General features: G+C 37.5%; 30 protein-coding genes. 10 read left to right on the forward strand and 20 right to left on the reverse strand.

The features are described from left to right. Positions 1-7: 7 nt before the first annotated feature. Positions 8-667: a GNAT family N-acetyltransferase gene (locus tag HU137_RS05980; RefSeq protein WP_182042879.1), complete on the reverse strand. Its 660-nt coding sequence runs from the start codon at positions 665-667 to the stop codon at positions 8-10. Positions 668-893: 226 nt separating this feature from the next. Here HU137_RS05980 and argB point away from each other — a divergent pair, with 226 nt between their 5' ends. Further along, positions 894-1,685 carry an acetylglutamate kinase gene (gene argB / locus HU137_RS05985; RefSeq protein ID WP_317169899.1) on the forward strand — a complete coding sequence of 264 codons (792 nt, stop codon included), beginning with the start codon at positions 894-896 and terminating at the stop codon, positions 1,683-1,685. 136 nt (positions 1,686-1,821) lie between these two features. Then, positions 1,822-2,880, forward strand: a complete 1,059-nt coding sequence (locus HU137_RS05990; RefSeq protein WP_182042880.1) for a M20 family metallo-hydrolase — start codon at positions 1,822-1,824, stop codon at positions 2,878-2,880. A gap of 179 nt (positions 2,881-3,059) precedes the next feature. On the opposite strand, the gene HU137_RS05995 is transcribed toward HU137_RS05990, so the two are convergent. The 8 genes from HU137_RS05995 to HU137_RS06030 form a co-directional block, all read right to left on the reverse strand. Continuing rightward, on the reverse strand, positions 3,060-3,893 hold the full coding sequence (locus tag HU137_RS05995; protein WP_182042881.1) for a pseudouridine synthase: 834 nt from the start codon (positions 3,891-3,893) through the stop codon (positions 3,060-3,062). A gap of 268 nt (positions 3,894-4,161) precedes the next feature. Then, positions 4,162-5,070: a geranylgeranylglycerol-phosphate geranylgeranyltransferase gene (locus HU137_RS06000; protein ID WP_182042882.1), complete on the reverse strand. Its 909-nt coding sequence runs from the start codon at positions 5,068-5,070 to the stop codon at positions 4,162-4,164. Then, positions 5,070-5,333 carry a GNAT family N-acetyltransferase gene (locus tag HU137_RS06005; RefSeq protein ID WP_182042883.1) on the reverse strand — a complete coding sequence of 88 codons (264 nt, stop codon included), beginning with the start codon at positions 5,331-5,333 and terminating at the stop codon, positions 5,070-5,072. Before HU137_RS06005 ends, HU137_RS06000 begins: the two co-directional genes overlap by 1 nt. Before the next feature lie 5 nt (positions 5,334-5,338). After that, positions 5,339-6,253: a mevalonate kinase family protein gene (locus HU137_RS06010; RefSeq protein WP_182042884.1), complete on the reverse strand. Its 915-nt coding sequence runs from the start codon at positions 6,251-6,253 to the stop codon at positions 5,339-5,341. A 98-nt stretch (positions 6,254-6,351) separates the two neighbouring features. After that, entirely contained in the window at positions 6,352-7,077 is a 726-nt protein-coding gene (locus HU137_RS06015) for a GLPGLI family protein (protein WP_182042885.1), read from the reverse strand. Positions 7,078-7,161: 84 nt separating this feature from the next. Then, on the reverse strand, positions 7,162-8,133 hold the full coding sequence (locus HU137_RS06020) for a type I phosphomannose isomerase catalytic subunit (RefSeq protein WP_182042886.1): 972 nt from the start codon (positions 8,131-8,133) through the stop codon (positions 7,162-7,164). Beyond that, entirely contained in the window at positions 8,130-9,074 is a 945-nt protein-coding gene (gene hutG / locus HU137_RS06025; RefSeq protein ID WP_220457179.1) for a formimidoylglutamase, read from the reverse strand. The genes HU137_RS06020 and hutG overlap by 4 nt, the downstream gene beginning before the upstream one ends. Positions 9,075-9,076: 2 nt before the next feature. Then, positions 9,077-9,685: a trimeric intracellular cation channel family protein gene (locus HU137_RS06030; protein ID WP_182042887.1), complete on the reverse strand. Its 609-nt coding sequence runs from the start codon at positions 9,683-9,685 to the stop codon at positions 9,077-9,079. A 99-nt stretch (positions 9,686-9,784) separates the two neighbouring features. Between HU137_RS06030 and HU137_RS06035 the strand changes: the two genes are divergently transcribed. From HU137_RS06035 to HU137_RS06045, 3 genes are all read left to right on the forward strand, one after another. Beyond that, positions 9,785-10,744 (forward strand): endonuclease/exonuclease/phosphatase family protein, encoded by a 960-nt coding sequence (locus HU137_RS06035; RefSeq protein WP_182042888.1) that lies wholly within the window; start codon positions 9,785-9,787, stop codon positions 10,742-10,744. A gap of 24 nt (positions 10,745-10,768) precedes the next feature. Next, entirely contained in the window at positions 10,769-11,512 is a 744-nt protein-coding gene (gene deoC, locus HU137_RS06040; protein WP_182042889.1) for a deoxyribose-phosphate aldolase, read from the forward strand. Between the two features lie 72 nt (positions 11,513-11,584). Then, a complete protein-coding gene (locus HU137_RS06045; protein WP_182042890.1) occupies positions 11,585-12,490 on the forward strand; it encodes a hypothetical protein in 906 nt (301 codons plus the stop codon). A 63-nt stretch (positions 12,491-12,553) separates the two neighbouring features. Here the strand turns inward: HU137_RS06045 and HU137_RS06050 are convergent, their stop codons facing one another. Genes HU137_RS06050 through HU137_RS06060 form a run of 3 tightly spaced genes read right to left on the reverse strand, consistent with a single transcriptional unit; the run spans position 12,554 to position 15,054 of the window. Then, complete coding sequence (locus HU137_RS06050) at positions 12,554-12,712, reverse strand: FeoB-associated Cys-rich membrane protein (RefSeq protein WP_182042891.1); 159 nt, start codon at positions 12,710-12,712, stop codon at positions 12,554-12,556. 18 nt (positions 12,713-12,730) lie between these two features. After that, positions 12,731-14,815: a ferrous iron transport protein B gene (feoB, locus tag HU137_RS06055; protein ID WP_182042892.1), complete on the reverse strand. Its 2,085-nt coding sequence runs from the start codon at positions 14,813-14,815 to the stop codon at positions 12,731-12,733. After that, the gene (locus HU137_RS06060; RefSeq protein ID WP_182042893.1) at positions 14,812-15,054 is read right to left on the reverse strand and encodes a FeoA family protein; all 243 of its coding nucleotides are present in this window, start codon (positions 15,052-15,054) and stop codon (positions 14,812-14,814) included. Before HU137_RS06060 ends, feoB begins: the two co-directional genes overlap by 4 nt. A gap of 109 nt (positions 15,055-15,163) precedes the next feature. Between HU137_RS06060 and HU137_RS06065 the strand changes: the two genes are divergently transcribed. Further along, on the forward strand, positions 15,164-15,547 hold the full coding sequence (locus tag HU137_RS06065) for a DUF423 domain-containing protein (protein WP_182042894.1): 384 nt from the start codon (positions 15,164-15,166) through the stop codon (positions 15,545-15,547). On the opposite strand, the gene HU137_RS06070 is transcribed toward HU137_RS06065, so the two are convergent. The 4 genes from HU137_RS06070 to HU137_RS06085 all read right to left on the reverse strand — a co-directional run bounded on the left by HU137_RS06070 (position 15,544) and on the right by HU137_RS06085 (position 19,234). Continuing rightward, positions 15,544-16,134 carry an inorganic diphosphatase gene (locus HU137_RS06070; RefSeq protein ID WP_182042895.1) on the reverse strand — a complete coding sequence of 197 codons (591 nt, stop codon included), beginning with the start codon at positions 16,132-16,134 and terminating at the stop codon, positions 15,544-15,546. The two genes, HU137_RS06065 and HU137_RS06070, sit on opposite strands and share 4 nt — an antisense overlap. Positions 16,135-16,146: 12 nt before the next feature. Beyond that, entirely contained in the window at positions 16,147-16,593 is a 447-nt protein-coding gene (locus HU137_RS06075; RefSeq protein WP_182042896.1) for a GNAT family N-acetyltransferase, read from the reverse strand. Positions 16,594-16,798: 205 nt separating this feature from the next. Continuing rightward, a complete protein-coding gene (locus tag HU137_RS06080; protein ID WP_182042897.1) occupies positions 16,799-17,596 on the reverse strand; it encodes an SDR family NAD(P)-dependent oxidoreductase in 798 nt (265 codons plus the stop codon). 51 nt (positions 17,597-17,647) lie between these two features. Further along, positions 17,648-19,234: an ArnT family glycosyltransferase gene (locus HU137_RS06085; RefSeq protein WP_182042898.1), complete on the reverse strand. Its 1,587-nt coding sequence runs from the start codon at positions 19,232-19,234 to the stop codon at positions 17,648-17,650. Between the two features lie 56 nt (positions 19,235-19,290). Here HU137_RS06085 and HU137_RS06090 point away from each other — a divergent pair, with 56 nt between their 5' ends. From HU137_RS06090 to HU137_RS06100, 3 genes are all read left to right on the forward strand, one after another. Further along, the gene (locus HU137_RS06090; RefSeq protein WP_182042899.1) at positions 19,291-20,277 is read left to right on the forward strand and encodes a glycosyltransferase family 2 protein; all 987 of its coding nucleotides are present in this window, start codon (positions 19,291-19,293) and stop codon (positions 20,275-20,277) included. Continuing rightward, positions 20,237-21,100, forward strand: a complete 864-nt coding sequence (locus tag HU137_RS06095) for a lysylphosphatidylglycerol synthase transmembrane domain-containing protein (protein WP_182042900.1) — start codon at positions 20,237-20,239, stop codon at positions 21,098-21,100. Before HU137_RS06090 ends, HU137_RS06095 begins: the two co-directional genes overlap by 41 nt. Before the next feature lie 188 nt (positions 21,101-21,288). Beyond that, positions 21,289-22,182 (forward strand): DMT family transporter, encoded by an 894-nt coding sequence (locus HU137_RS06100; RefSeq protein ID WP_182042901.1) that lies wholly within the window; start codon positions 21,289-21,291, stop codon positions 22,180-22,182. 63 nt (positions 22,183-22,245) lie between these two features. On the opposite strand, the gene HU137_RS06105 is transcribed toward HU137_RS06100, so the two are convergent. The 4 genes from HU137_RS06105 to HU137_RS06120 all read right to left on the reverse strand — a co-directional run bounded on the left by HU137_RS06105 (position 22,246) and on the right by HU137_RS06120 (position 26,184). Beyond that, a complete protein-coding gene (locus HU137_RS06105) occupies positions 22,246-23,172 on the reverse strand; it encodes a PfkB family carbohydrate kinase (RefSeq protein ID WP_182043329.1) in 927 nt (308 codons plus the stop codon). Positions 23,173-23,260: 88 nt separating this feature from the next. Continuing rightward, positions 23,261-24,313: an NAD(P)/FAD-dependent oxidoreductase gene (locus tag HU137_RS06110; RefSeq protein WP_182042902.1), complete on the reverse strand. Its 1,053-nt coding sequence runs from the start codon at positions 24,311-24,313 to the stop codon at positions 23,261-23,263. 101 nt (positions 24,314-24,414) lie between these two features. Beyond that, positions 24,415-25,593, reverse strand: a complete 1,179-nt coding sequence (locus HU137_RS06115) for a pyridoxal phosphate-dependent aminotransferase (RefSeq protein WP_182042903.1) — start codon at positions 25,591-25,593, stop codon at positions 24,415-24,417. Positions 25,594-25,668: 75 nt separating this feature from the next. Beyond that, a complete protein-coding gene (locus HU137_RS06120) occupies positions 25,669-26,184 on the reverse strand; it encodes a GNAT family N-acetyltransferase (protein ID WP_182042904.1) in 516 nt (171 codons plus the stop codon). 80 nt (positions 26,185-26,264) lie between these two features. On the opposite strand from HU137_RS06120, the gene tpx reads away from it, so the two are divergent. Beyond that, positions 26,265-26,765, forward strand: coding sequence for a thiol peroxidase (gene tpx, locus HU137_RS06125; RefSeq protein ID WP_182042905.1), 501 nt, complete (start codon positions 26,265-26,267; stop codon positions 26,763-26,765). The last annotated feature ends 78 nt before the right edge of the window (positions 26,766-26,843 follow it).

Here is a 26,843-nt window from a genome sequence, read left to right on the forward strand (position 1 = left end):
TAATTATTTAATATTTTGGCTTTTTCTTTGATTTTTTAGTAAAAAAATTTAGTAATGATGAATATTTATTCATCGTTATATTTTCTCTAAAGGATTGTAATTCGAGTTCGATTTGTTTGGATTTGGGTTGCGCAAATTGGTCATTTAAATTATCATAAACCAAACCTGTACACAAACACATTTTCCGTTCGTTTTCCATCAAAATATCATAGTTTTTACAACCTTGACAACCTTTCCAGAAATCATCACTTTGGGTGATTTCGGAGAAAGTAACCGGTTTATAGCCTAAATTATAGTTCATTTTCATCACAGCCAAACTGGTTGTGATGCTGAAAATTTTGGCATTTGGAAATTTTGTTCTTGATAATTTGAAAATCGCCATTTTGATTTTTCTTCCGATTCCCGAATCGCGCATATCGGGACGGACGATCAATCCGGAGTTGACCACAAATTTTTCTTCTTCGTAGGTTTCGATATAGCTGAATCCGGCAAGAAGTCCATCATTATCAAAAGCGATGATAGCGTTTTCAGTTTCCATCTTTTTTTGGATATAAGACGGATCGCGTTTGGCAATACCGGTTTTTCTTTGTTTCGCAGAATCCTCATACCAAATACAAAGTTCATCTGCGTATTGGGTATCGGTGCTATTTGCTGTCCTAACGTACATTTTAAATGAAAGGAGAATTGTTGATTAATAAAAAAAAGGAAAAAAGGAAAGAAATTGGAGAACCCAAATCCTTAAAAAAAGGAATACAAATACTAAAGCCCGACCGGGCGGAACCCTCGGGATAAATTAAATTTGCTATTTTGTGCATGAATCAACATTCAGTGTGTGTACTGAGATGCAAAGGTATAAAAACTTTATTTTTGTAAAGTTAAAAATTTTATAATTCGTGAAAAAAGAGGTTAACGCATTGAAAATCATCAAAATAGGAGGTGGTGTTATAGATGATGAAATGCAATTGAATCAATTTCTCGAAGACTTTTCTAAAGTTGAAGGTGCTAAAATTTTGGTTCATGGCGGCGGAAGAGGAGCGAGTGAGCAACTTAAAAGAATGGGAATCGAGCCGAAAATGATCGATGGTCGTCGCATCACAGATGCAGAAACTTTGGAAGTTGTGGTCGGATTTTATGCGGGAGTAACGAATAAATCTATCGTTTCCAGTTTACAGAAATTGGGCGTAAATGCAATGGGGATTTCTGGTTCAGATGGAAATGCGATTTCGGGTGTGAAACGTCCGGTGAAAACGGTAGATTTTGGTTTTGTAGGTGATTTACATGAAAATTCGGTCAATGGAAAACTGTTTCAAATTCTTTTAAAAAACGAATTGATTCCGGTTGTCTGCGCGATCACGCATGATGGAAATGGACAGTTGTTGAATACCAATGCGGACACGATTGCGTCTGCAATTGCCAAAGAATTGGCGAAAATTAAAGAATGGAATGTCGAACTTTATTTTTGTTTTGATAAAAATGGTGTAATGAAAGATGTCAATGACGAATCTTCTTTGATTTCCGAAATTGATTTTGAATTTTATCAGGAATTAAAAGCAGATGGAATCATCAATGAAGGCATGATCCCAAAATTGGATAATGCTTTTGAAGTGATCAAATCAGGCGTGAAAAGCGTTTACATTAAACATGCTTCAAATGTGAATATGGAAATTGGAACGAAACTAATTTAAAGTATATCTCGCCAAAACTATTAAATTTAATGAATTTTGGCGGATTATAATTATTCGGCATACAAATCTTTCAAGGTCAAATCATTTTGAATGAGTTCGTTAAATTGATGGAATTTAATAAATCAATAAATTAAATATGAATCAAGAATTAAAAAACAAAGCCATCAATTTGTTGAAACAATTAATTGAAACCCAATCTTTTTCTGGCGAAGAAGACAAAACCGCGGATTTGATTTTTGAATTTCTCGAGTCCAATGGAGCAAAAGCGCAAAGACAAGACAACAATGTTTGGAGCATCCACCCGAATTATGATGTTTCCAAAAAGACAATTTTGCTAAATTCTCATCACGACACGGTGAAATTCGGGTCGAATTGGACGTATGATCCACTTATTGCAACGGTGGAAGAAGATAAATTAATTGGTTTAGGGAGCAATGATGCAGGCGCTTCGGCGGTGAGTTTATTGGCATCGTTTCTTTATTTTTTGGACAAAGAATTGGATTTTAATTTGATAATTGCCATTTCGGCGGAAGAGGAAAATTCCGGTCAGAAGAACATTGCGAGTATTTTACCGAAATTAGGGAAAATAGATTTGGGAATTGTAGGCGAACCTACCCAAATGAATATGGCGATTGCCGAACGTGGATTGGTGGTTTTGGAAGTAGAAGCCAAAGGGAAAACGGGTCATGCAGCAAGAAATGAAGGAATGAATGCGATTTATGAAGCTTTGCAAGATATCCATTGGTTTCAAAATTTTCAATTTGAAAAAGTTTCTGACTTTCTCGGCCCGGTAAAAATGACTTTAACACAAATAGAAGCCGGAAAACAACACAATGTAGTTCCTGATTTCTGTAAAATGGTGATCGATGTGCGTGTTAACGAATTGTATTCCAATGCAGAAGTGGTGGAAATTGTCCAAAAAAATGTGAAATCTAAAGTGAAAGCCCGTTCATTGCGTTTGAATTCTTCTCGCATCGATAAAAATCACCCGATCGTACAAAAAGGAATTTCAATTGGCTGTACAACTTATGGATCTCCAACGTTGTCTGATATGGCGATGATGGATTTCGATACGGTGAAAATCGGTCCGGGTGATTCTGCTAGATCACATACTCCAAACGAATTCATCTACTTATCAGAAATTGAAAATGGAATCGATCGTTACATCGATTTGTTGGATGGATTTAGATTTTGAAATCAGGAATTTTCCTCATTAAATTTGAGGAAATCACCTTGAAATTAAATGAATTGCTGGTGGTAGATTTGTAAAAGAAAACAAAACAACTCTCTCTACATAACTTCCCTATTAACTATGAAAAACCCTGTGATTTTTGAAACCACAGGGTCTTTTTTATAATTCAATTTGATTGAAAATCAAAGCATTTTTAAGAAAGAAACTTCTTTTTCATCTAATTTTCTCCAATCGCCACGTTTCAAATTCTTTTTGGTCAATCCGCCAAATGATACACGATCAAGTGCTTCTACTTCATAACCCATTTTCTCAAATATCCTTCTCACCACACGGTTCCAACCGATGTGAATTTCGATTCCGACTTCTGTATGCGGTTTTCCTTCGATAAAGGAAACATTGTCGACTTCAGCGATTCCTTCGGGAATCAATCGAATTCCTTTTTTGATTTCATCTAAATCAGCATGGGTCAGTTTTTTGTTCAACTTCACATGGTAGATTTTCCGCACTGTATGACTCGGATGGGTCAATTTTTTGGTCAAATAACCATCGTTGGTAAACAACAACAATCCAGTTGTGGCTCTATCCAAACGCCCTACCGGAAAAACACGTGCCGTAGTAGCATTGGCGATCAAATCCATCACCGTTTTGCGGTCTTTTTCATCTTTTGTCGTAGTGATAAATCCTTTGGGTTTGTTGAGAAGTATGTAGACATTTTTCTCGGCAGAAATGGTTTTTCCGTCAAATTTCACGACGTCCCCGGGCTGGACTTTATAGCCCATTTCGGTAACGACTTTTCCATTTACTTGCGCCAATCCTGTTTTGATGAATTCGTCTGCCTCGCGTCGGGAACAGATTCCGGCGTTGGCGATGTATTTGTTGAGTCGGATGGTTCCGTCATCAACGGGTGCTTTTTTTAACCGGGGTTTGAAGGGTTTGCCGGTGTTTCTAAAATTGGGCTTTGAGTTTCCCGCCGGTCTTTTTGGGGAAGCGTCTCGCCTTTCCTGTCTTTTTTTCATTTTATATTTTTTTTATTTACCACATAGTTTTTTAAAAAAATATCGTTTAGTTGACATAGAACGCCATTGGCGTGATAGAATTTGTATTTCTAAAAGATATTTTTATTTGTCTTTTCCTTGCGTGAGGGATGGAGGCTCTGTTTGAGCTCTTTTTGTCGTCTGAGGTTCTCGAAGACAACAAAAAAGCGAGTGCCGACAGCCCGACTTCGTTGCGGCATTATTTTGAATGGATTCTGATTTTTGAATCGCTACGAAGGCACGCCCTTGTTTAAATAATTTTTTGCAAATCTAAGGGATTTAAATCAATGAACACCATGTTGAAGATCCCAAATCCGATTAAAAGTTTGAAAATCAGGTGTAAAATTTTGTAGGTCGTTTTGGAATTTGAGCCCCAAAGCGGGAAAATCATCAATAAATTGAGTATGGCGCTGAAGAGAAAAAAGTATTTCATGTAACCGGTAGCCGTGTCGGTCCACATAAAAACGGACCAAACCGCAGTAAATATCATCAAAACGGTGAGGATGTATTTTGTGGTTTTATCACCGTAAATGATGGGCAATGTGCTGTAATGGTAGATTGCGTCTGCTGTGGAGGTGGTGAGGTCTTTTAAGATGTCCGTTACGAGCAACAATAAAAGTAAATAGGCGGCGTGGAAAAATATGATTTGGGTAAAATTTTCATAATACAGAAACAACGCAAAAAACGGAAATACCATGAGGATGACCGAATATAAATTGTTCAGCCACACGATTTTATTGGCCTTGTGCGAATAAAACCAAACCAAAAATTGGTACACCAGAAAGAATAAAGCTACCCGCCAGGAGACCAAAAATGCAATTCCTAGCGCAAGAAAATTAAGGGCGAGATATGTGTTGAGTTTAAAATTTTGGGAGACGAATCGTTCGATATAATTTTGCAGTGGACGGCTGATGCTATCTCGCTCCAAATCGTAAAAATTATTGATGATGTATCCGGCTGCCGCACTGAGCGCCGAAGCGATGATGATAAAGTTGAGGTTTTTATCGAGGAGGATTTCGAGATGGTTTTTACCTTCGTTGAAAATGAAAAGACTCGCCATGTATTGGGCGAGAATGAGCATCGCAATGTTGTATCCCCTGATGACTGTAAAAAGTGCAAGTGTTTTGACAAATAGCTTTCGAGGGCTCAATCCGTTCATCATTCGTAGGATTGGATCACCTTTTCGGCAAACCAACAGGTTGCAGAAACACTCAAATCATTTTCTTTTGCAAATTCCAGAACTTTGTCGACTAGTTTTTTTCCATAACCTTTTCCTTCGAATTCTTTTTTTACATAGGTATGGTTGATGGAGATCGCGTTTTGAATTCTTTTTCTGTAAGTGACTTCTCCAATTTTTGTTTCGTCTTCAAACAAATCAAATTTCCCGATTTGGTCATCTTCTTCAAATTTGAATTTTTCCATAAAAATTAGAATTTGTAGATGATTTCGGTGTCAAAATCTTGTAAATGTGTTTTTGCTTTTTCGTAATCTTTGGTGAACCCAAGGATGTATCCGCCGCCGCCTGAACCGCAAAGTTTCAGGTAATAGGAATTGGTTTGAATTCCATATTGCCAAGCGTCTAAAAGTCGTTGTGGAATCATGGGTTTGAAATGCAAAAACGCCCAAGTGGACAATTTTTTCAAATTGGAAAACAATGGATTTACATCGCCTTTTACAAAAGCATCGATGCAAGCATTGTTGTATTTGATGAATTCTTCTTTCAGTGTTTTACGGAAACCGTCTTGTTTCAATTTTTCAAAGAAAATCTGAACCATAGGAGCGGTTTCACCGGGAGCACCGGAATTGACTAAAAATATAGCACCTTTTCCTTCTTTTTGAGCCGGAATTCCGATGGTGGAAATGTCGGTTTTGGAATTGATAAGCAACGGTAGATTCAAATAACAAATCAAAGGATCAATTCCTGAACTTTTTCCGTGAAAGAAAGATTCCATTTTGGAGAAAGTTTCTTTGAGTTGGGCGATGATTTCTTTTGAGATTCCTTGTTCGGTTTCGATTTTATTTGCCGCATAGCGTTCGTAAATCGCAGCCACCAAAGCACCTGAACTTCCTACACCATAGCCTTGTGGTATGGTGGAGTCGAAATGCATTCCCTCTTCGATGTCTGATTTCATTTGGTCGAAATCGAATTCGCCCGGAAAATTTTCTTCCAAATACGCCGCAAACTTTCGGATGCTTTCGTTGGAAATTTTTCCTTGCGAATTTTCATCAAATGTCAAAGTTCCTTTGTAAGAGTTATAAGGAATGGTCAATCCTTTGGAATCTTCGATGATTCCATACTCTCCAAACAAAAGGATTTTTGCATAAAACAAAGGGTTTCTCATCGGTTGTAATTACAGGGCAAAGATACGAAATATTTGGTTGGGAAATTCGATAAAGTTTGATAAGTAATTACCACTTAATGAAAAGTGAAATAATTAATTTATTCCGTATCTATTTCTGAATTCATTGCTTCTATTTTTTTCTTATAATCCGAAAATAATGTATCAAACCTTTCTCTACTCATTACTTTTTTAGGTTTTTCTTTTTTAAAGTCAAATTCGATTTCATCATTTATTTCAGTAGCTGTATAATGATGGAAATGTTTTGCGCCTTTCTTAGTAGAAATTTTTGCTTCCAAAATTAAATTTTCGTTGCCTGAATAATTTAATGGACCATTTGGAATATGAATTTCAATTGCACACCAAATTTCTATAAATTGATTTTCATCTTCATAAAAATATTTTTGTGTTTGATAGCCTAACAATTCTTTTTGTTCATTTGTTTTTCGCCAAATTAGCTTTTGTAAAGAATCCCTAACAAAGTAATTTTTGTCGAACTGAATCAAATTTACAGTATAATTTTCTTTCAAATTTTTATATGCCCATTTCAAATCGGGCTCAATCTCAATGGCTAATACATTTTGTGAATTTATAAGTTTCGGCAATAATTTAAAGACTGATTCTGAACTATTTGTATACAATGAAAACGCATAAGTCACATTACTCGCATCCTTAATTTGTTGTAAAATTTCAGGAGGATATGACCTTCGGGTATTTTCATCAATTTCTAATGATTGAGTGTAATGATAATCAACCTTATAAAGTTCTTTTTCAAGTTGAGGAAACCAGAAATTAAAAAAAATCAATAAGGCTTCTATTACGTACATAATTCATTTTTTTTATTCAAAGAAACAAAAAACCTATTTTACAGATTAATCAAGATAATTAAAAATTGTAAGTAATTACAGTTTTTAAGGAACCCTCACCTCAATCAGTGTAGCATTCCTTTCCGGAATAATTTTATAGGAATCTACTTCCGCAGGTATCAACAAAGTTTCATACATTTTCAATTTCGTTCCGCCGTTTTGGGTTTGGAATTTCGCACTACCTTCCGTACAGATGTAAATACGCATTTCGTTGTTTTCCGTCATGGAAATTTCTTGGTCTCCGGTAAAAATTTGGGTTTTAAAAAAAGGCGAATCGATTAAAGTTTCGAATTGATTTTCTGTCGAATTGTATTTCGTTTTAACATTTTCAATCGGGCTAAAATCAATCGCTTCCAACGCCAAATCGGTATGTAATTCGCGTTTATTGCCGTCTTTGTCGATTCGGTTGTAATCGTAAATCCTGTAGGTAACATCGGAAGTTTGTTGGATTTCTGCCAATACAATTCCGGCGCCGATGGCATGAACTCTTCCTGCCGGAATATACACCGCATCACCTTTTGTTACCGAAACTCTCCCAAGGATTTCTTCCAGAGTTTCAGACTTTAAATGTTTTTCATAATCTAATTTCTCAACGCCATCTTGAAATCCGATGATGAGTTCAGCATCCTTTTCGGCATCCATGATGTACCACATTTCAGACTTTCCGAAGGAATTGTGCAGACGTTTGGCTTGTTCATCGTTTGGATGGACTTGAACGGAAAGCGGCTGTGCCGCATCGATGAATTTGATCAAAAGGGGGAATTCATTTCCAAATTTTTCCCAAACCTTTTTTCCGACCAATTTTTCTTGGTAAGTCGAAATCAATTCGTTCAGGTTTTGACCTTTTAAAAAACCATTTTCAACTTCACTGATATTTCCTTCGACTCCAGAAATACTCCAGATTTCACCTAGATTTTCAATTTTTAAATCATCGGAAACAGCTTGGTTCAGTTTATTTCCACCCCAAATTCGGTATTGAGTGATGGGTTTGAATTTTATGGGGTATAATTTATTCATCGTAAGGTAAATTCTTGAATAAAATGAGCCGCTAATTTAGCGGTATGATTATCTTGATCCAGTTCTGGATTTAATTCGACGACATCAAAAAGCTTGACTTTTTTTGTTTCAATGATTTTTTGGAGAATGGATTTAACCTGAAAAGGTGTCAATCCATTGACCGAAGGCGCACTCACGCCCGGCGCAAATGCTCCGTCCAGCACATCCAAATCCAAACTCAAATAAAGCGCATCAAAATGTACGGCAAAGTCTTCTATTTGACGAAGCACAAAATTCAAATCGACATGTACTTCATCGACCAAAATTGTTTTTACTTCCAATTCCTCAGCTCGCTGAAACAAAGCTTGCGTATTTCCGTTGGACTGGATGCCGATGCATAAATAATGAAATTCCCGATCGTTATTTTGGCAAAATTGCGCCATCTCAAAAAAAGGTGTTCCTGAAGTACTGTTCTCAACCGGAATCCTTAAATCAAAATGTGCATCGATATTGATAATTCCTATTTTTTTAAATTGGGAAGTCATCCCTAGATAATCTCCCAAAGCCGTTTCATGACCGCCGCCGAGGATGATAGGGAAAAAATTGTTTCGAAGTAAAGTGGAAACACATTCTATTTGTTCTTCTCGAGCAGATTCCAAATTTTCATTGACCAAAAGAATATTCCCAAAATCAAAGATTTGTTTTTGATTTTCTTTGTTAAAAGGAAGATTGGCGAGTGATTTTCGGATTTGATCGGGCGCATTTCTTGCACCGATTCTTCCTTTATTTCTTCTGACGCCTTCGTCCGAACAAAACCCCAAAAGCGCAATATTTTCTTCTGAGTTGAATGCTATTTCAGAAAAATTTTTGGTTTGAATTGCTTGATGCCAACGCAACCCAAGTGTGCCGTCCTCATCGTCCAAACGCCCTGTCCATATTGTTTTATCGGTAAATTCTAACATGATTATCTAAATTTTGGGATGCTCCATTTGAAATAAACTGCCAAAACCCTGATGAAGATGATCAAGAGTCCGGAAATGATGAAATTCAGTGTTCTGTCTACTTCAAATCGGTATAAAATTAAAAATAAAGTTGCACCTGCCAAACAAGCTGTGGCATAGACTTCTTTTCTGAAAATGACCGGAGTCGTATTGGTAAGCGTATCACGAATTACACCGCCCATGACGGCAGAAAACATTCCCATGATAGCTGCGATGACCGGATGAACGCCAAATTCCAAAGCTTTTTCGGTACCTAAAACTGTGAAAAGCGCAATTCCCATAGTGTCAAAAAGTGAGAGTTCTCTTCGGTACCTGTCCAAAGACGAATAAAAAAAGCGCATGATTAGGATGCCTACAAATATGGCGTACATAAAATTGACATCATTTATCCAAACCAAAGGATAACTGCCAAGGAGCATGTCCCGCAAACTTCCTCCTCCGATTGCCGTGATAAAACCAATAAATGTCACCCCAAACCAGTCTTGTTCTTCAGATTTTTCTCCTGCTGCCAATGCACCCGAGATGGCAAAAACGATGGTTCCAAGGATTTCAAAAATGTACTGGATGGACATAGTTGTGCATTCAAATATTCAGGATGTAAAAGTAAAGAAAGAATTGTAAATCCTCTTTTGTAAAAGGTTTTTTCTATTTTTAAATTTTAAATAGAACGCATGAGTTTAGGAAGCATCGCTTTTTACAATACAGAAAATTTTTTTGATGTCATAGATGATCCGGAAAAATTTGAAAATGAATATTCGCCTGAAGGAAGCCGGAAATGGACGCAAAAAAGGTATGAAAATAAGGTTTGGAAAATCGGCAGTGTGATCAGTGAATTGGGGTTAAAAGAAACAGGTAATCCTCCATTGATCGTAGGTTTGGCTGAAGTTGAGAATGATTCTGTTTTGCGAGATTTGGTGCGTTCAGAGCATTTGGTTGAGCATAATTATGGATTTATTCATTTCGAATCCCGTGATGAACGCGGGATTGACAATGCGATTTTGTATCGGAAAGATTGGGTGAAAGTGATACATGCTGAACCATTGGCATTTTCTTATTTAAAACCACCAGATTTTATCGCAAAAGATTTTTCAAGAGATGTCTTGTATGTTCAATTCCAATTGGGAAACCATCTGTTTCATAGTTTTGTATTGCACCTTCCTTCTCGTAGAGATTTGGATGTGAATCGGGAATTTCGCAATATTATTTTAAAAGAAATCAAATCAAAAGTCAATGAGATTTTGGGTTCGGACCCTGAAGCTCAAATTATTTTGATGGGCGATTTTAATGGAAATCCAAATGATGTTGATGCGTTGGAAATCTTAAAATCCAGTCGTGAAAAGGAATTGGGGATTGATCAATTGTTTAATCCGATGTTGGAAATGTTTCCCAAAAAAGGCAGTTTGAAACACAATGGCCGATGGATTTTATTTGACCAATTATTATTTTCGAAATCATTTTTGGATCAAATTAATCATAAGATTCGGTTTGAGTCTGCGCATATTTACAACGATAGATCTGTTCAGGATTGGGACAGGAGATTCAAAGGATCGCCCTTCCGGACTTTTGCCGGAAGCAAATATTTGGGTGGTTACAGTGATCATTTTCCGGTTTTTGCCATAATTAATTATTAATTTTGTGTCCTAATTATTTTCGAAATGCAGTTAGGTGATTATTTGGATTCTACCTATTTAAAGACTCCCAAACAAAGTGGACTTTCTGATTCACAGACTTTAGAAGAAGTACATAAATTGACGCGTGAGGCGACAGAACATGGTTTTTTTGCGGTCATGGTACGACCGGATTATGTACGTTCCTTGCGAATGTTGATTGATGAGTTGAATTCTGAAGTGAAATTGGGGACGGTCATTGATTTTCCGGAAGGAAATGGAGGGTTGGATGCAAAAGTTTCTGAAGCACAAAGAGCGATAGGAGATGGGGCGGACGAATTGGATTTCGTAGTAGATTATCGGGCATTTAAAAACGGTCAAGTTGAAAAGGTTTCAGAAGAAATCGAAGTTTGTTCAGCCATAGCTTTGAAAAATGATAAAATTGTAAAATGGATCATCGAAACTGCTGCGCTAACAGATCATGAAATCCAGCGATTGACAAAATTGATACGAGAGATCATCGAAATGAAATTGGCAGAATTTCCACCGGAAAATGTCTTTGTAAAATCCTCGACCGGTTTTTTTCAAACTCCAAATGCTGAACCAAACGGCGCAAATGAACACGTCATCCGATTGATGGTTGAAAATGCAGGCGATTTGTCAGTAAAAGCTTCGGGCGGAGTTCGGACAAAAAAGGAAGCGGAAAAAATGATTGAATTGGGTGTGAAAAGAATCGGAACTTCCTCTGCCAAACAAATCATTTCTGACGCAACTGGAAGTACAGATTATTGATACAATACTTTTTCCTAAATTGCGTTGGATTATTTTGAAGTTATTTCTCTAATTTTAGCAAAAAATTAAAAAATGAATAAATATTTGTTGTTCTCATTTCTATTGCTCGGTTTTTTATGGAGCTGTTCAGACAGTGAATTACTAACGCCGGGTGATGAATTCCAGAACGTCATAGATCAGGGAACTTATACTTTTGAGTTGAACGGTGTTTTTATGGATTATAGCGTAGGAACGACAGCGACATCTTCGACGGATGGCAGCCAAATCCGTGGTGGAAGCGGAGCAAGCCAAACCATCGTATTGTCTATCCTACAAGTTCTGGAAGTCGGTGCTTTTTCTCAAGCGGATGGAGCAACTGTGATCCTCAATCTTGGTGCTGAAGGCATATTTACAAATGTCGATGCAAACAACGAATTGTTGCCATTAACAGTTGGTATTTCTGCGGTAAACAATAGCGCAGGTTTGGTGACAGGAACTTTTTCAGGGACTGTTTATAATGCTGCTTCTGACGAAACCAGAGTTATTACCAATGGTATTTTTCATGAAATCCAATTTGAGCCTGAAGTTCAGGAAGATCGCATTTTAAAAGCCAATTTTAATGATCAAGAATTTGATTTCAGTACCAATGCAGTTGCGCAAGGTATCCAAACTGCAGCCGTGATTCAGGGAATTAATACCAATCAAATCCAAACTTTATCGATTACTATCCCGGGCGGAATCGCAGTTGGCTCTTATACCGAAGCTAATCAAGTGGTTTACCAAGTAAATTTGGGAACTTCAGGAAATCCAAATGATGTTTATTCCAATTATGATGCGACCACCGACACCTATCTTCCGGTAACACTAAACATAACGGGGATTACCGCTGAACGAGTAATCGGATCTTTTACCGGAACCATTACCAAATTTACCAACGGTGTGCCGGGTGAGGAAATTGTCGTTACCTCAGGCCAAATTAATGTGCCGATCATGCCGTAAACAAGAACAATAAATAAAAAAGGACAACGAAAGTTGTCCTTTTTTTATGCTGAAATTTTCGAATTAGTCTTTGGAAACAGAAGAGGAGTCATCACATCCACATCCTTTGGAACAGGATTTTTTCTTGGAGCCAAAAGATTCTTTGGAAATCTTAATCACATACCAAACCGCTATCACAAAGACAACGGCAATAAAAATATATTGGATGATGGTGTAAAACATGCTGCAAATTTAGGGGAATTATTTTAAAATCTGATAAGCAATCAATGCTGCAAAATAAGCCATTCCGGTCATGAAGATCATTTGTACAAATGTCCATTTCCAAGAATCCGTTTCCTTTCTCACAATCGCAATGGTTGCCATACATTGCATGGCAAAGGCATAAAAAAGCAAAAGCGAAATTCCCGAAGCCAGATTATACGCCGGTTTTCCGGTGTTGGGATTGATTTCTTTGGCCATGCGTTCCCGTATAGTCAGCTCATCATCCGTATCGCCCAAACTATAAACCGTCGCCATCGTTCCGACAAAGACTTCGCGCGCAGCAAAAGAGGAAATCAATCCTATTCCCATCTTCCAATCATAACCCAATGGTTCTACCAACGGCTCGATAGCTTGACCCATATAGCCCAAAAACGAATATTCCAATTTATAAGCCGTGATTTCATTTTCCAATTCCTCATCGCTCAAATTCGGTTTTTCGGTTTTCACAATTTTCTCTGCATTGTTGAATCTTTCACCCATTCCAAAGGTTCCCAAAACCCAAAGGATGATGCTGATTGCCAAAATGATTTTTCCTGCTCCCAACACAAATCCGGTCGATTTTTCCCAAACTGTCAGCAAAACATTTCGCCAAACCGGCATTCTATAAGTCGGCAATTCGAGAACCAAATAACTTTTAAATTTGGATTTGATTAATTTCTTCAAAATCCAAGCACTTCCCAGAGCGCCCAAAATCCCCAAAACATACATGCCCAGAAGTGCAAGTCCTTGTAAATTAAAACCATATATTTTTTCTTCCGGAATGATCAATCCGATGATGACCACATAAATGGGCAATCGCGCAGCACAAGTCATAAATGGTGTAACCAAAATGGTAATCAAACGTTCTTTGTCGTTTTCAATGTTTCGGGCAGACATCACCGCAGGAATCGCACAAGCCGCTCCGGACATCAGCGGAACAGCACTTTTTCCACTCAACCCAAATGGTTTTAACCACCTATCCATTAAATATACTACACGACTCATGTAGCCCGATTCTTCCATGATCGAAATAAATAGAAATAAAATCACAATCTGTGGAACAAAAATGACAATTCCACCGATTCCTGAAATGATCCCATCTGTAATTAATCCACTTACCGGACCTTCCGGTAGCCAATTTGCTACCTTCTGCGAAAGCCATGCAAAACCTTCATCTATACCATCCATAAAAGGACCTGACCATGCGAAAATGGCTTGGAAAATCAACAATAACAATCCAAAAAATAGGAGGTATCCCAAAATTGGGTGAATCAATATTTGGTCTATTTTTTCAGAAAATGAAGAGGTTTTTTTAGTTGTTTTTGCAATCGTTTGATCCAAAATTTCATCGATGGTTTCGTAGCGGTTTAAGATTTCTTTGACTTGAAGTCGTTTGGAAATGATTTTGTTTTCTGATTTTAAACCGTCTAATTCTAATTTCTGTTTTTCAGAAAGATGTTTCATTTCTTTCTGAGTCAGCATTTGCCAAGCTTGGTAATCTCTGTCTGTCCCAGAAATTTCTTTGGTTTTTTCAACAATGGAAACAAATTCTCGAGGAATTGAAAAAGATTTTTCAACCAAAGGAATGGGATTTTCTAAAGCATTTTTTAAGGCTGCTACTCCTTTTCCAGTCCGGGCATCTGTCAGTAAGATTTTGGTTTGAAGTTTTTCTTCTAATTTTTCCAAATGGATTTTAATTCCTTGTTTTTCCGCCTCATCCATCATGTTCACCACAAACAAAGTCGGAATGCCTAAATCCCGGACTTGCTGTTGCAACAAAAGCGCTCGCTTGAGATTGGAAGGTTCAGCCACAACGATTGCCAAATCTGGATGTTGAGGATGATTGGGGTTGTTTAAAACATCTGTAACGACTTGTTCATCAAGTGAGTTGGCGTAAAGTCCATAGGTTCCAGGAAGGTCTACAAGGTCATATTTTTTTCCTTCATGGGAGAAACTTCCGGTCTTTTTTTCAACGGTCATGCCCGGATAGTTTCCGATTTTTTGACGCAAACCTGTTAGCAAATTAAAAAGCGTGGACTTTCCGACATTGGGATTGCCAATTAATGCAATTTTTTTAGGTTTCATAAGAATTTTTCAATTAGGATGGAATTGGCTTCGGTATCACGTAATGCGATTAACTGAACAGAATCCATGATTTGAACACAAACTGGGCCACCAAATGGAAGTCGTTTTTTCAATGTGACAAATGAGCCGGGCGTTAATCCCAGTTCATAAAATTTCATGGGAATGTCTTCAGATGAAAATCCTGAAATCCTCCCTGAATCTCCAATTTTTAAATCAAAAATCGTTTGATTGTCACTCATTTTTTTGAATTTCGACAAAGATATTAATTAAATTTAATCTAAATAAGGACTGATAAGTTTCATGAACTTTTCAATAGATTTTTGTAATATCTTTAGAAAAAATTTGAGAATGAAACAATTGGTATTGATTTTCGGGACTTTGTACGGGGCATCTTCTGTTATTTTGGGTGCATTTGGGGCACATGCGTTTAAGAAATTCCTATCTCCTGAAAAGCTCGCCAGTTTTGAAACCGGTGTGAAATACCAAATGTATCACGCACTTTTATTGGTCATCATCGGATTGTTTTTGCAGTTCCAATCCGGATTGGAAAAAGGCGCCGGATGGAGCATCATCATCGGTACGTTTCTTTTTTCGGTCAGTATTTACTTTTTGTCGTTTGCCGACCATTGGGGAGTAAATTTGAAATGGTTGGGACCGATTACGCCGCTTGGTGGATTGTTGATGATCGTCGGATGGTTTTTGTTGTTGTTTTATTTTCTGAAACGAAATTAATTCGTCACCGCATTTTCTAAAATATAAGTTTCGGTTTCTTTTTCATCCAACCAACCTTCGATTAATAGTGAGTCCGAATCATAATTGGTCAACCAAATTTCGATGATTTGGATGATGCTAGGGTATTTCGATTTGAATGATTGAAAGGTTTTGATTTTCAATAAATCCAAATCTGAGTTCGCCGGAACGGCAATGATTTTATAATCGTTTTCGCCCTGGTCCATCAATTTTACCGTTCCCAACGGAATGACCGGAAGCAGCGTTCCTTGTGACAAAGATTCAGAAATCACGATGATGTCTAACGGGTCACCATCGCCGCCTTCTGCTTTGTTGGAAAGGGTGGAGGGAATGAATCCATAATTTCCGAAATAAGGAAGATACCGAATGACGCGATCTTTTCCATCGCGTTGATCGATTTCGTAGGAAATACTTTCCGGACTGAACTCATACTTTTTATTGGTTCCCGCCGGAATTTCCACGACAGCATGAAAATGACCATCTTCAGATTTTAACGGATAATTTTCAGCGTTTTTGCTTTCACATGAAGCCATGAAAATTATGATTAGAATGAATAGAACGTTTTTCATAATGGATGTAGATTAATTCCTTAGCATTTCCATGTGCGGCAATCCGTCTTCTAGATATTCTTCAGAAGTTTGCTCAAATCCATATTGCGCATAAAAATTTTTCAAATAAGTTTGCGCACTGATTTTAATTTGAGAAGTCTGAAAATGATTTTGGATGATTTCAATCGCATTTCGCATCAATTGATGTCCCAATTTCAAATGCCGAGCTTCGGGATGACTCACTACGCGACCGAAGGATGGGACTTCGTAGGAAACACCCGGTGGAACGATGCGGCAATAAGCCAAAATTTTCCCATCCATCGTACACCAAAGGTGTGAACATTTCGGGTCTTTTCCATCGACTTCGTTGTACAAACAATCTTGTTCGACCATGAAAACCGTCACGCGCAAACTCAATATTTCATAGAGTTCCGCAGAGGTCAGTTCATCAAATTCTTTATAATGCCAGAGGAGGTTCATTTTTTTAATCTAATTTTTATTTTTTACCATAATTCAAAAATTTCTAATATTCCAATTAGAATAAAGACGATTCCGCCACCAATGAAAAAAAATAAATTGTTCAAGTTGGATGGTGAGTCTTCCATATTTCTATTTGTTTGTTTATAAGCCCATCGGATGTATAAACCCAAAGCCAGCATAATTACTCCACAACTTATTATGAACATCACTCCAACTTAGAATACCTTGCCAACATTTTTTCAAAAACCCTTTGTCCCAAAACCCTTTTCAGCGTTACAGAAAATTTCTGGATTCCTTTTCCTATATTGTAATGTGGTTTTAGATTTCTTTTGTTGATGAGTCGCTCGATGACTGGAATCAATTGTTCCGGTTCCAATCCATGATCGACCTCTTCGTCGATGAGCTGGACTAATTTCTCATAGCTTTTTTTATAATAATTGGAAACGGTGCTTTGGATACGGCTTTCAGCAATCGGTGTTTTGATGTCACCAAAATTGACAGTTGTGATTTCGATTCCGGTATTTTGATTTTCCAATCGGACAGATTCTGTAATTCGGTCTATTGCTGATTTCGAAGCCGAATAATACCCACGGAACGGTAAACCATGATTACTCGCGATGGAAGAAACATTCAAAATATGTCCCGATTTCTGACCGCGCATCAAAGGTAAAACGGCTTGCATCAGATAAATCACACCATAAATATTCACATTCACCAATTTATCAAAATCCTCTTTCCGAACATCTTCGATACTTCCAAGCATCCCTACTCCTGCATTGTTGATGAGGACATCGATGCGGCCAGCTTCGTTGATGATCGTTTGGATGGATGAAAAGACGTTTTCTTTATCGGTCACGTCGGTGGCGATATGGTGAAAAGCGAGTTTTTCCTTTTTGGAACGGGAAAGTCCATAAACGGTATGACCTTGTTTTACAAAATGGTTGGCGAGTGTTTCACCAATTCCAGATGAACTTCCCGTGATGACGATTATTTTTTTATTCATTTCTGTATATGAAATCTCTGCGAAGATAAGTTAGGCAAGGTTTTTATAAAATTATTTCAATCGAAAAATTATGATCGTATAATTTTCGAACAAAGCTTTTTGGTGCAAAACCACTTCAGTTGGGACATCTTTCCATTCGGATTCATAAAATTTTTCTTTGGTGATAACGATTGCGTCCGGATTTTCTTTTAAGAATTTTAAAACTTCATCTTTGGTTTCTGCAAACGGAAAAGTTCGCTTATAATTGAATAGAAATGCGGGGTCATACCCTTTGTACAATATGGTTTTGGAATCAGAACTGATGTCATTTTTCGCCAAAACCAAAGGACTTTGTGCTACCAAAGCCGGATACACAAATTGGAACATTTGTAAACTTAAAAACATCGATCCCATGCCGATTACGATGATGCTTTCTTTGATTTTTCCTCGGTATAAATAGATGAGCGACGCAATCATGGCACAAGGTAATATTGCCAAAGTGAAACTGGTATAACGGACACTGTACAATTGGGTTTCGATTTGGGAGAGTGCGATGTAGCCGGCAATCGGCATCGCAATTGTGATCACAAGCAAAACCCATAAACTGATTTTGTAGCCTTTTAAGGAAATCGATTTTTTGAGGATTTCGTTTAGGTAAACTGAAATGAGAATTCCGATGAATGGATAACTCGGCATCGGATAATTGGGTAATTTGGTCATGGAAACACTGAAAAAGACGACAAAAACAATAGCAACCACAAACGAAAACAAAATGAAATCATGGGTTTTTCGTTGTTTCCAACCTTGAATAAATCCTTGAATGATGAAAAACGAATAAGGCAAAAGTCCCAACAATACAAATGCCCAAGTTACAAAAGGCAATCCGCCGTGACCTTCCATTTCACCACTGAACCTTTGGATATTATGTTGCAGGAAAAAGCCTTCTGTAAAAGCGCCATCTGTGGCTTGATGAACCAGATAAAAATAAGGAACACAGATCGATAAGGTTAAAATTCCGCCGAGAAAGGGTTGGGTTTTTTTAATGGTTTTCCAATTGAATTCTTTTTTCATCAAAAGAAAAATCAAAATGATCAATCCCGGAAGTGCAATTGCAACCGGTCCTTTGGCTAAAACAGCCAATCCAATTGAAATATAAAAAAGCAAACCACTGCTTTTCTTGCCAAATTTGTAAAAATCATAAAACGTAAAAAGTCCGAAACTGAGAAAGAAAATCAAATAAGGATCCGGTACCGCCAAATGAAATTCCTGCATAAAAAAGATCGCCGAACAAAGAATGAAAGCCGTGATGGCGGCTACTTTTTTATTGATGAATTTTTTGGTGAAATGATAAGTGGAAATGATCGTCAATACACCAAATAAAGCGGAAAAAAACCTAGCGGCAAAAGCATCAACGCCAAATAATTTGTAAGCAAGCATCATGAACCAATAATGGAGTGGTGGTTTGTCGGTTCGCAATTCGCCATTAAAAGTTGGGACAATCCAATTCCCATTGACAAACATTTCACGGGCGGCTTCTGCATTTTTGGCTTCGTCCAAAATATAAATCGGATGACTTCCAAGATTGGCAAAACATAAAAATCCTGCAGCCATTAAAATCAGGAAATAAAAGAAAAATTCGTTTTGAGAATACTGCCTCATTGATTTTTAAGTATATTCGCTTTCAATATTGATTTGGGCTAAATTAAGCATTAAAAATGATTCAAAATCCGCTTTCAGAAAACTTATCGGTCGTCGTTCCGGTTTATAACGAAGAAGAAAATGTTGCGCTTTTGGTTGAGCGGATAGAAGGTGCTTTGAAAGGAAATCATTTTGAAATCATTTTGGTGGATGATGGTTCTACAGACCAAACCCGACAAGCGATCAAAAAGCTCGATAATCCAAATGTAGTCCTGATCGAACTTAAAAAAAATTATGGTCAGAGTTTGGCACTTGCAGCTGGAATTGACTATGCAAAAGGCGATTATATCATCACGATGGATGGAGATCTGCAAAATGATCCGGACGATATTTTGATGATGTACAACAAAGCCAAATCGGAAGATTGGGATGTAGTGACCGGAATTCGTCAGAAAAGAAAGGACAATTTGGTGCGTACTTTTCCATCAAAAATAGCCAATTGGATCATCCGAAAAACGACCAAACTCAATATCAAAGACCATGGATGTGCGTTGAAAGTTTTCAGTAGAGAAACTGCAAAAGATTTGAATTTATATGGTGAAATGCATCGTTACATCAATCTTCTTGCGTTTTTCAATGGCGCAAGAATCACGGAAGTAAATGTCAAACATCATCAGCGTCAGTTTGGGAAATCCAAATATGGATTAGGGAGAACCACAAAAGTTGTCAATGATTTGATTTTACTGCTTTTTCAAAGGAAATATTTACAAAAACCGATTCATCTTTTTGGGAATTTCGGGATGTTTTCTTTTACGATTGGCGGTTTGATTTTGTTGTATTTGATGATTGTCAAATTCGGATTGGGAGAGGACATCGGGAATCGTCCTTTGTTGATTTTGGGAATTTTATTGTTATTTGTCGGTATTCAATTTTTCACAACGGGAATTATCATAGATTTGCAGATGCGGACTTATTTTGAAGCACAGCAAAAGCGTCCGTATAAAGTCAGAAAAATATTTATCGGTGAAACCGAAACGCAAAAAACAACTCACAACCTTTCTTAAAATTGCAATTAGCTTTTCTCTAATTGCTTTGGTTTTCAGTGAATTAGATTGGAAAGAAATTGGTGATTTATTGAAAATAGCCAATCCTTTTTATTTTGCCGGTGCGGTAATCCTTTTTTTGATTTCCCAGGTAATTTCTGTTTTCCGGTTCAATATTTTCATCCGTAAAATAGGCGTCAGATTAAGTTTTGAAGCCAATTCCAAATTGTATTTGCTCGGGATGTTTTACAATTTTTTCTTGCCGGGCGGAGTAGGCGGAGATGCTTATAAAGCTTTTGCACTGAGTAAATCCCATCAAAAATCCTTGAAAAAAGTAGGTCAAATCGTTTTTGTTGAAAGGTTTTTGGGAATCGTGGCGATTGGGTTTATGTTTTGTGTTTTGATTCTTTTCGTTCAAACACCTTATGCAATTTATTGGAATTTTGGGATTTCAATTTTGGGAATGATTTCGACTTTGGTGGTTTTGAAGTTGATCATTCGGTTTTTGCATACCTATAAAAAGAGAATTTATATCGGATTTTTTTATTCGATTTTGATTCAGTTGTCACAACTGATATCTGTTTATTTTTTATTGAAATCCTTTCAGATTGAAGGAGGTTATTTGATTTATTTGCTTTTATTTTTGGTATCCAGCGTACTTTCTGTGATTTCTTTTGCAGGGTTAGGAATTCGCGAAGCGGTATTTTATTATGGAGCGCAATGGTTTCAATTTAACGGAGATATTTCTGCTGCGGTTGCACTGTCTTTTTCATTGATTACTGCTGCAGTTTCATTCATGGGAATCCTTTATTTATTCCAAAAAATACCATTGAAAAAAAAATAATTTAATTTTTCACGCAACCTTTTTCAATTTCTCCATCTATACATTAAAACCAAAACCCATAATTGAAACTAGATAATTGTTTTGATTAGTTTTTCGCTTTTTGCTACCCTTTATTAGAAAGTTGCTTCTTCCCAAATACGGAGCAACTTTTTTTTATTTTCTTCCGAAATCTTTCTCAAATTTGCGTGATGAAATTTTGGGCAAATAAATGGGTCATATTGTTGATCTTGTCGCTTACTTGGGGAAGTTCCTTTATCTTGATCAAACAAGGGATTTCCGTTTATACGCCATATCAAGTTGGAGCGCTTCGGTTGGCAATCGCAGGATTAGTTCTGGTGTTTTTCGGAATTAGAAACTTCAAAGACATCCCGAAAAAGTTATTTCCATGGGTGATCATCGGGGGTTGTATGGGGAATTTCATCCCGATGTTTTTGTTTCCGTTGGCGCAGGAAAAGGTGAGTAGTTCCATGGCGGGGATTTTGGATTCATTGGTCCCGATTTTCATTTTGCTATTTGGGTTTTTGTTTTTTGGAATGAAAAGCAAATGGTCACAGATTTTAGGCGCTTTGGTTGGATTTGGTGGTGCCGCAATTTTGATGAGTAATGAAGGAACGGAAGGAGAAAACGATTTGTTTCATTCGTTCTTAATCGTTTTGGCGACGGCTTTTTATGGAATGAATAGTTTGATCATCAGTCGATATTTAGCGGGAATCAAATCCTTTAGTTTGTCATCTGTGATGTTTACGATTTGGCTTGGGCCGGCTTTAATCATTTTGGGTTTTACCGGATTTTTTAACGAATTTAAAGGAACGCCTGAACAATGGGAAGGTTTGGGTTATGTGGCGATTTTGGCAATTGTGGGAACGGCTTTGGCGATGATTTTATTTTATAAATTGATCCAACAAACTTCGGCTATTTTTGCTTCAGTCGTGACTTATTTGATGCCGGTGGTTGCGGTCATTTGGGGAATAATAGACGGTGAAAGGTTGACGATGGTTCATGCTGTTGGTGGAATTTTGATTTTGCTAGGTGTTTATTTGATTCAGATGAATTCAAAAAAAGTAAGGAAAGAATTGGATTGAACCCAAAAAAAAAACCTTATCTCATCAGACAAGGATTCTATATTTTGTATTCATTTTTGAATTTTAATCCAACTCAATATCAAAGTTGGTCAAACTTTTAAAGATATCCAGACGTTCCACCAAATCCTCATCGGTCAATTCAGCCAAACGATCTGTTCCAAATTTCTCAACGGTAAATGAAGCCAACGCACTTCCATAAATGATGGCGCGTTTCATGTTTTCAAACGAATAGTTTTTCGTTTTGGCCAGAAATCCTGAAAATCCTCCGGCAAATGTGTCTCCCGCTCCTGTCGGGTCAAAAACATCTTCCAGCGGTAATGCCGGCGCAAAAAACACATTGTTTTCATGAAACAAAAGTGCACCGTGTTCACCTTTTTTGATGATGAGCGTATGTGGTCCCATCTCGAGGATCTTTTTGGCAGCTTTTACCAAACTATATTCTTTGCTCATTTGGCGTGCTTCTTCATCGTTGATGGTCAACACATCCACGTCTTTTAAAACATCCATCAGCTCGTCCCAAGTCAAATCCATCCAGAAATTCATCGTGTCAAGAATGACCAATTTAGGACGTTCTTCCAATTGATTTAAAACAGATTTTTGTACCAAAGGGTGTAGATTTCCTAGCATCAAAACTTCAGGTTTTCTCCATCCGACTGGAACTTCCGGTTGGAAATTCTCCAAAACATTTAATTCAGTAACCAAGGTATCACGAGAATTCATGTCGTTATGGTAGCGACCGGACCAATAAAAAGTTTTTCCACCTTCTACTTTTTCAACTCCCGCAAGATCCAAATTTTTGGATTCCATTAAATCGATGTGTTCGTCCGGGAAATCATCACCAATGACTGAAACAATTCCGGTTTTAACGTCCAACATCGATGCGGCCATTCCGATAAAGGTAGCGGCACCGCCGAGGATTTTATCGGTTTTTCCAAAAGGTGTTTCGATTTTATCAAATGCGACAGTTCCGACAACTAATAGACTCATAATGGTTAATTTTTGGGCAAAGATATGTTTTTTGATGTATGATGGGTGTTGTATGCTGAAAGAAATTAACGTCTTCCTTTCTGCTTCCAACCTAATCAATTGATTTCACCACTGCTTTTTCTGCTTCTTTTCGTGAACCGTCAAATCCGTCAACACCGGAAACGGTTGTGTATTTTAAGATGAATTTTTTACCGGGATTCAAACGTTGGTAAATGCTCTGAACGGCCATAGTTGCTTCATGGAAACCACATAGGATTAATTTTAATTTCCCCGGATAAGTGTTGATATCGCCGATGGCATATATCCCATCCACATTGGTTTGATAATCAAGTGCATTGTTGACTTTGATGGCATTTTTTTCAATTTCCAATCCCCAATCGGCGATAGGACCCAGTTTCGGCGAAAGCCCAAAAAGTGGAATCAAATAATCGGTTTCCAAAGTTTGGAATTCACCATCTTTTTCGATGGTAATTCCGGTCAGTCGTTCATCACCATGCAAGGCTCGTACTTCTGCAGGTGTGATCAAATTGACTTTGCCTTGGTTTTTTAGTTCTTGAAGTTTCTCAACAGAATCAAGTGCGCCTCGGAATTCATTTCTTCTATGGATCAAGGTAACTTCAGAAGCCACATCGGCTAGAAAGATACTCCAATCCAAGGCTGAGTCGCCACCACCGGCGATGATGATTTTTTTATCACTAAATAATTCTGGGTCCCGAACGAAGTATTCGATTCCTTTTTCTTCAAATTGCGCTAAATTTTCTAAATCCGGTTTTCTCGGCTCAAAACTTCCCAATCCACCTGCAATGGCGATGGCTTTGGTTTGGTGTTGCGTTCCTTTGTTTGTTGTGACGATAAAACTTCCGTCTTCTTGTTTTTCGATGGTTTGGGCAACTTCATTGAGCGTAAATCCAGGTTCAAATTGCTTGATTTGTTCCATCAAATTGTCCACCAGAACGCCCGCGTCTACACTTGGGAACCCCGGAATATCGAAAATGGGTTTTTTAGGATACAATTCTGCCAATTGTCCTCCGGGTTGAGGAAGTGCATCGATGATATGACAACGAAGTTTTAATAATCCGGCTTCAAAAACGGTAAACAATCCGGTTGGTCCGGCTCCGATGATCAATATATCTGTTTGAATCATAATCTTATTAGTTTGGATTGAAGAATTCTTTTTTGAATTGCTTCATGCAAAAATACGTTGGAAATCAATGTTGTAATGCTGATTTCTGTCAGAATTTGGATTTAACTTAAAACAGTTTTAATTCGTTTCATGGCTTCTTCCAATTGATCCAGAGAAGCAGCATACGAAAATCGCAAACAATTATTTAAACCAAATGCGCTTCCTGCAACAGTTGAGACATAGACTTCTTCGAGTAAAAAGTTCGCCAAATCATCTGAATTCTGAATGGTTTTTCCTTTTATGGTTTTTCCAAACCAATCAGAAACGTCCGGAAACATATAAAATGCTCCTTTTGGTTCTTTGATTTTAAATCCGGGGATTTCATTGATCCACTCCAAAACTTTTTCCCGTCTTTTGGCAAAAGCATCGATCATGTATTGGATCTCACTTAAATCCGAATTCAGCGCAGCAATTGCGGCACGTTGTGCGATGGAATTGGTTCCTGAAGTGACTTGGCTTTGCATGTTGTCACATGCTTTTGCGATCCACTCGGGCGCTCCGATAAATCCTATCCGCCAACCGGTCATGGCATAGGCTTTTGATAGGCCGTTTATGGTAACGGTTCGGTCAAAAGCTTCTGGGAAACTCGCAATACTGATGGCTTTTTCCTCGTAAACGATGTGTTCGTAAATTTCGTCTGAAAGGATAATCAGGTCGTGTTTTGCTGCAAATTTTGCGATTTCGTGTAGCTCAGATTTAGAATAAACGCTTCCACTTGGATTACAAGGCGAACTGAAAATCATCGCTTTTGATTTGGCAGAAATTGCATTTTCTAAACTTTCAAGAGTAGGTTTGAAATCATTTTCGATGGTTGTTTCTACCAAAACGGGTTTTCCACCTGATAGTTTTACGATATCTGCATATGTTATCCAATAAGGAACAGGGATAATGACTTCATCGCCTTCATTGATGATGGATTGAAAAACATTGTAAATCGATTGTTTGGCTCCGGTAGAAACCACGATTTGAGATGGTTTGTAGTCTAAATTATTGTCGCGTTTGAATTTGTTTACAATGGCTTCTTTTAATTCGGGATAACCGGAAACCGGTGTGTAATGCGAATAATTTTCATGAATCGCTTGAATTGCAGCTTCTTTAATGAAATCAGGCGTGTCAAAATCCGGTTCACCGATGCTGAGGCTGATGACATCTTTTCCTTGTTGTCTCAGTTCACGTGCTTTTTGGGTCATGGCGATGGTTGCCGGTTGTTCGATATTTTGAATCCTGGTGGATAGTTTCATCTGAGCAAAATTTGCTGCGAAGTTAATTAAATTGAAGCGAAATATTGGGAATCAGAATCGATAATCCTACTATTGCTATAATTCTATTTGATACAAAATCAATTCTTCGTCGTCATTTGGAATTCTGATCAATCCGGATTTTTTCAAGCCCAATTTTTCCAAGAGTTTTTGTGAATCATAATTGTCTTTGGTTGTGAAAGCGTCTAGATGATTGATTTTGAAAGTGTTTTTTGCTTCATATAATAGTTTGGAAGCGGCTTCAAAGGCAAAACCTTTTTTTTCAAATTCGGGAAGAAAAGCAAATCCGATGTCTATATTTTCCATGCCTTCCCGGCTGTACAAACCACAAGTTCCTATTTTGGTTTGGTCTTCCTTTTGGATTACTGTATAATTTGAAAAACCACATTTTTCTAATTGGGGAAGCATGCGATTTTGGATATAAATTTTGGCATCATCAGAAGTTCGGACATTTCGGTCACCTATGAATTGGATCCATTTCGGAGAATTGAGTAATTGGAAAATAAATTCTGTGTCTTCAATTCCTGTTGGTTTTAAAATCAATCTTTCAGTTTCAAATGAATGGTAGTCCATTTCATGAAAAGTTTAAACGAATTTAGGAATTATTTATGAGGAAGATTGGGTGAATCCATGTAAATTGCAAAGAAAAAACAATGGCAAATATTACACTAAAAGGCAATCCGATTCATACCAAAGGAAATCTTCCAAATGTGGGTTCTAAAGCACCGGATTTCAAATTGACCAATGGTGAATTAGGAGAAAGGACTTTAAACGATTATAAAGGGAAAAGATTGGTTTTAAACGTTTTTCCAAGTGTGGATACGGGAACATGTGCGGCTTCTGTAAGGAAGTTTAATGAAGAAGCGTCCAATTTAGAAAACACGGTTGTGCTTTGTGTTTCACGTGATTTACCGTTTGCGATGAACCGTTTTTGCGCAGCGGAAGGTTTGAAAAATGTAGAAACTTTATCAGAGTTTAGGGATCAGAATTTTTCTGAGGCATATCAATTGCAAATCACGGATGGTCCATTACAAGGTTTGATGAGTCGGGCTGTGGTGGTTGTGAATGAAGAGGGGAATGTGATTTATACAGAACAGGTTCCCGAAATCGTAAATGAACCAAATTATGGAGAAGCTTTGGCTAGTTTGAAATAATACAACCATGGTTTAAAAATAAGTTCCCGTTTTGAAAGAAACGGGAATTTTTAGTAAAGAAAAAGGCGGGAATTCCCG

This window comes from Moheibacter lacus (assembly GCF_014042165.1).
Taxonomy (GTDB): Bacteria; Bacteroidota; Bacteroidia; order Flavobacteriales; family Weeksellaceae; genus Moheibacter; species Moheibacter lacus.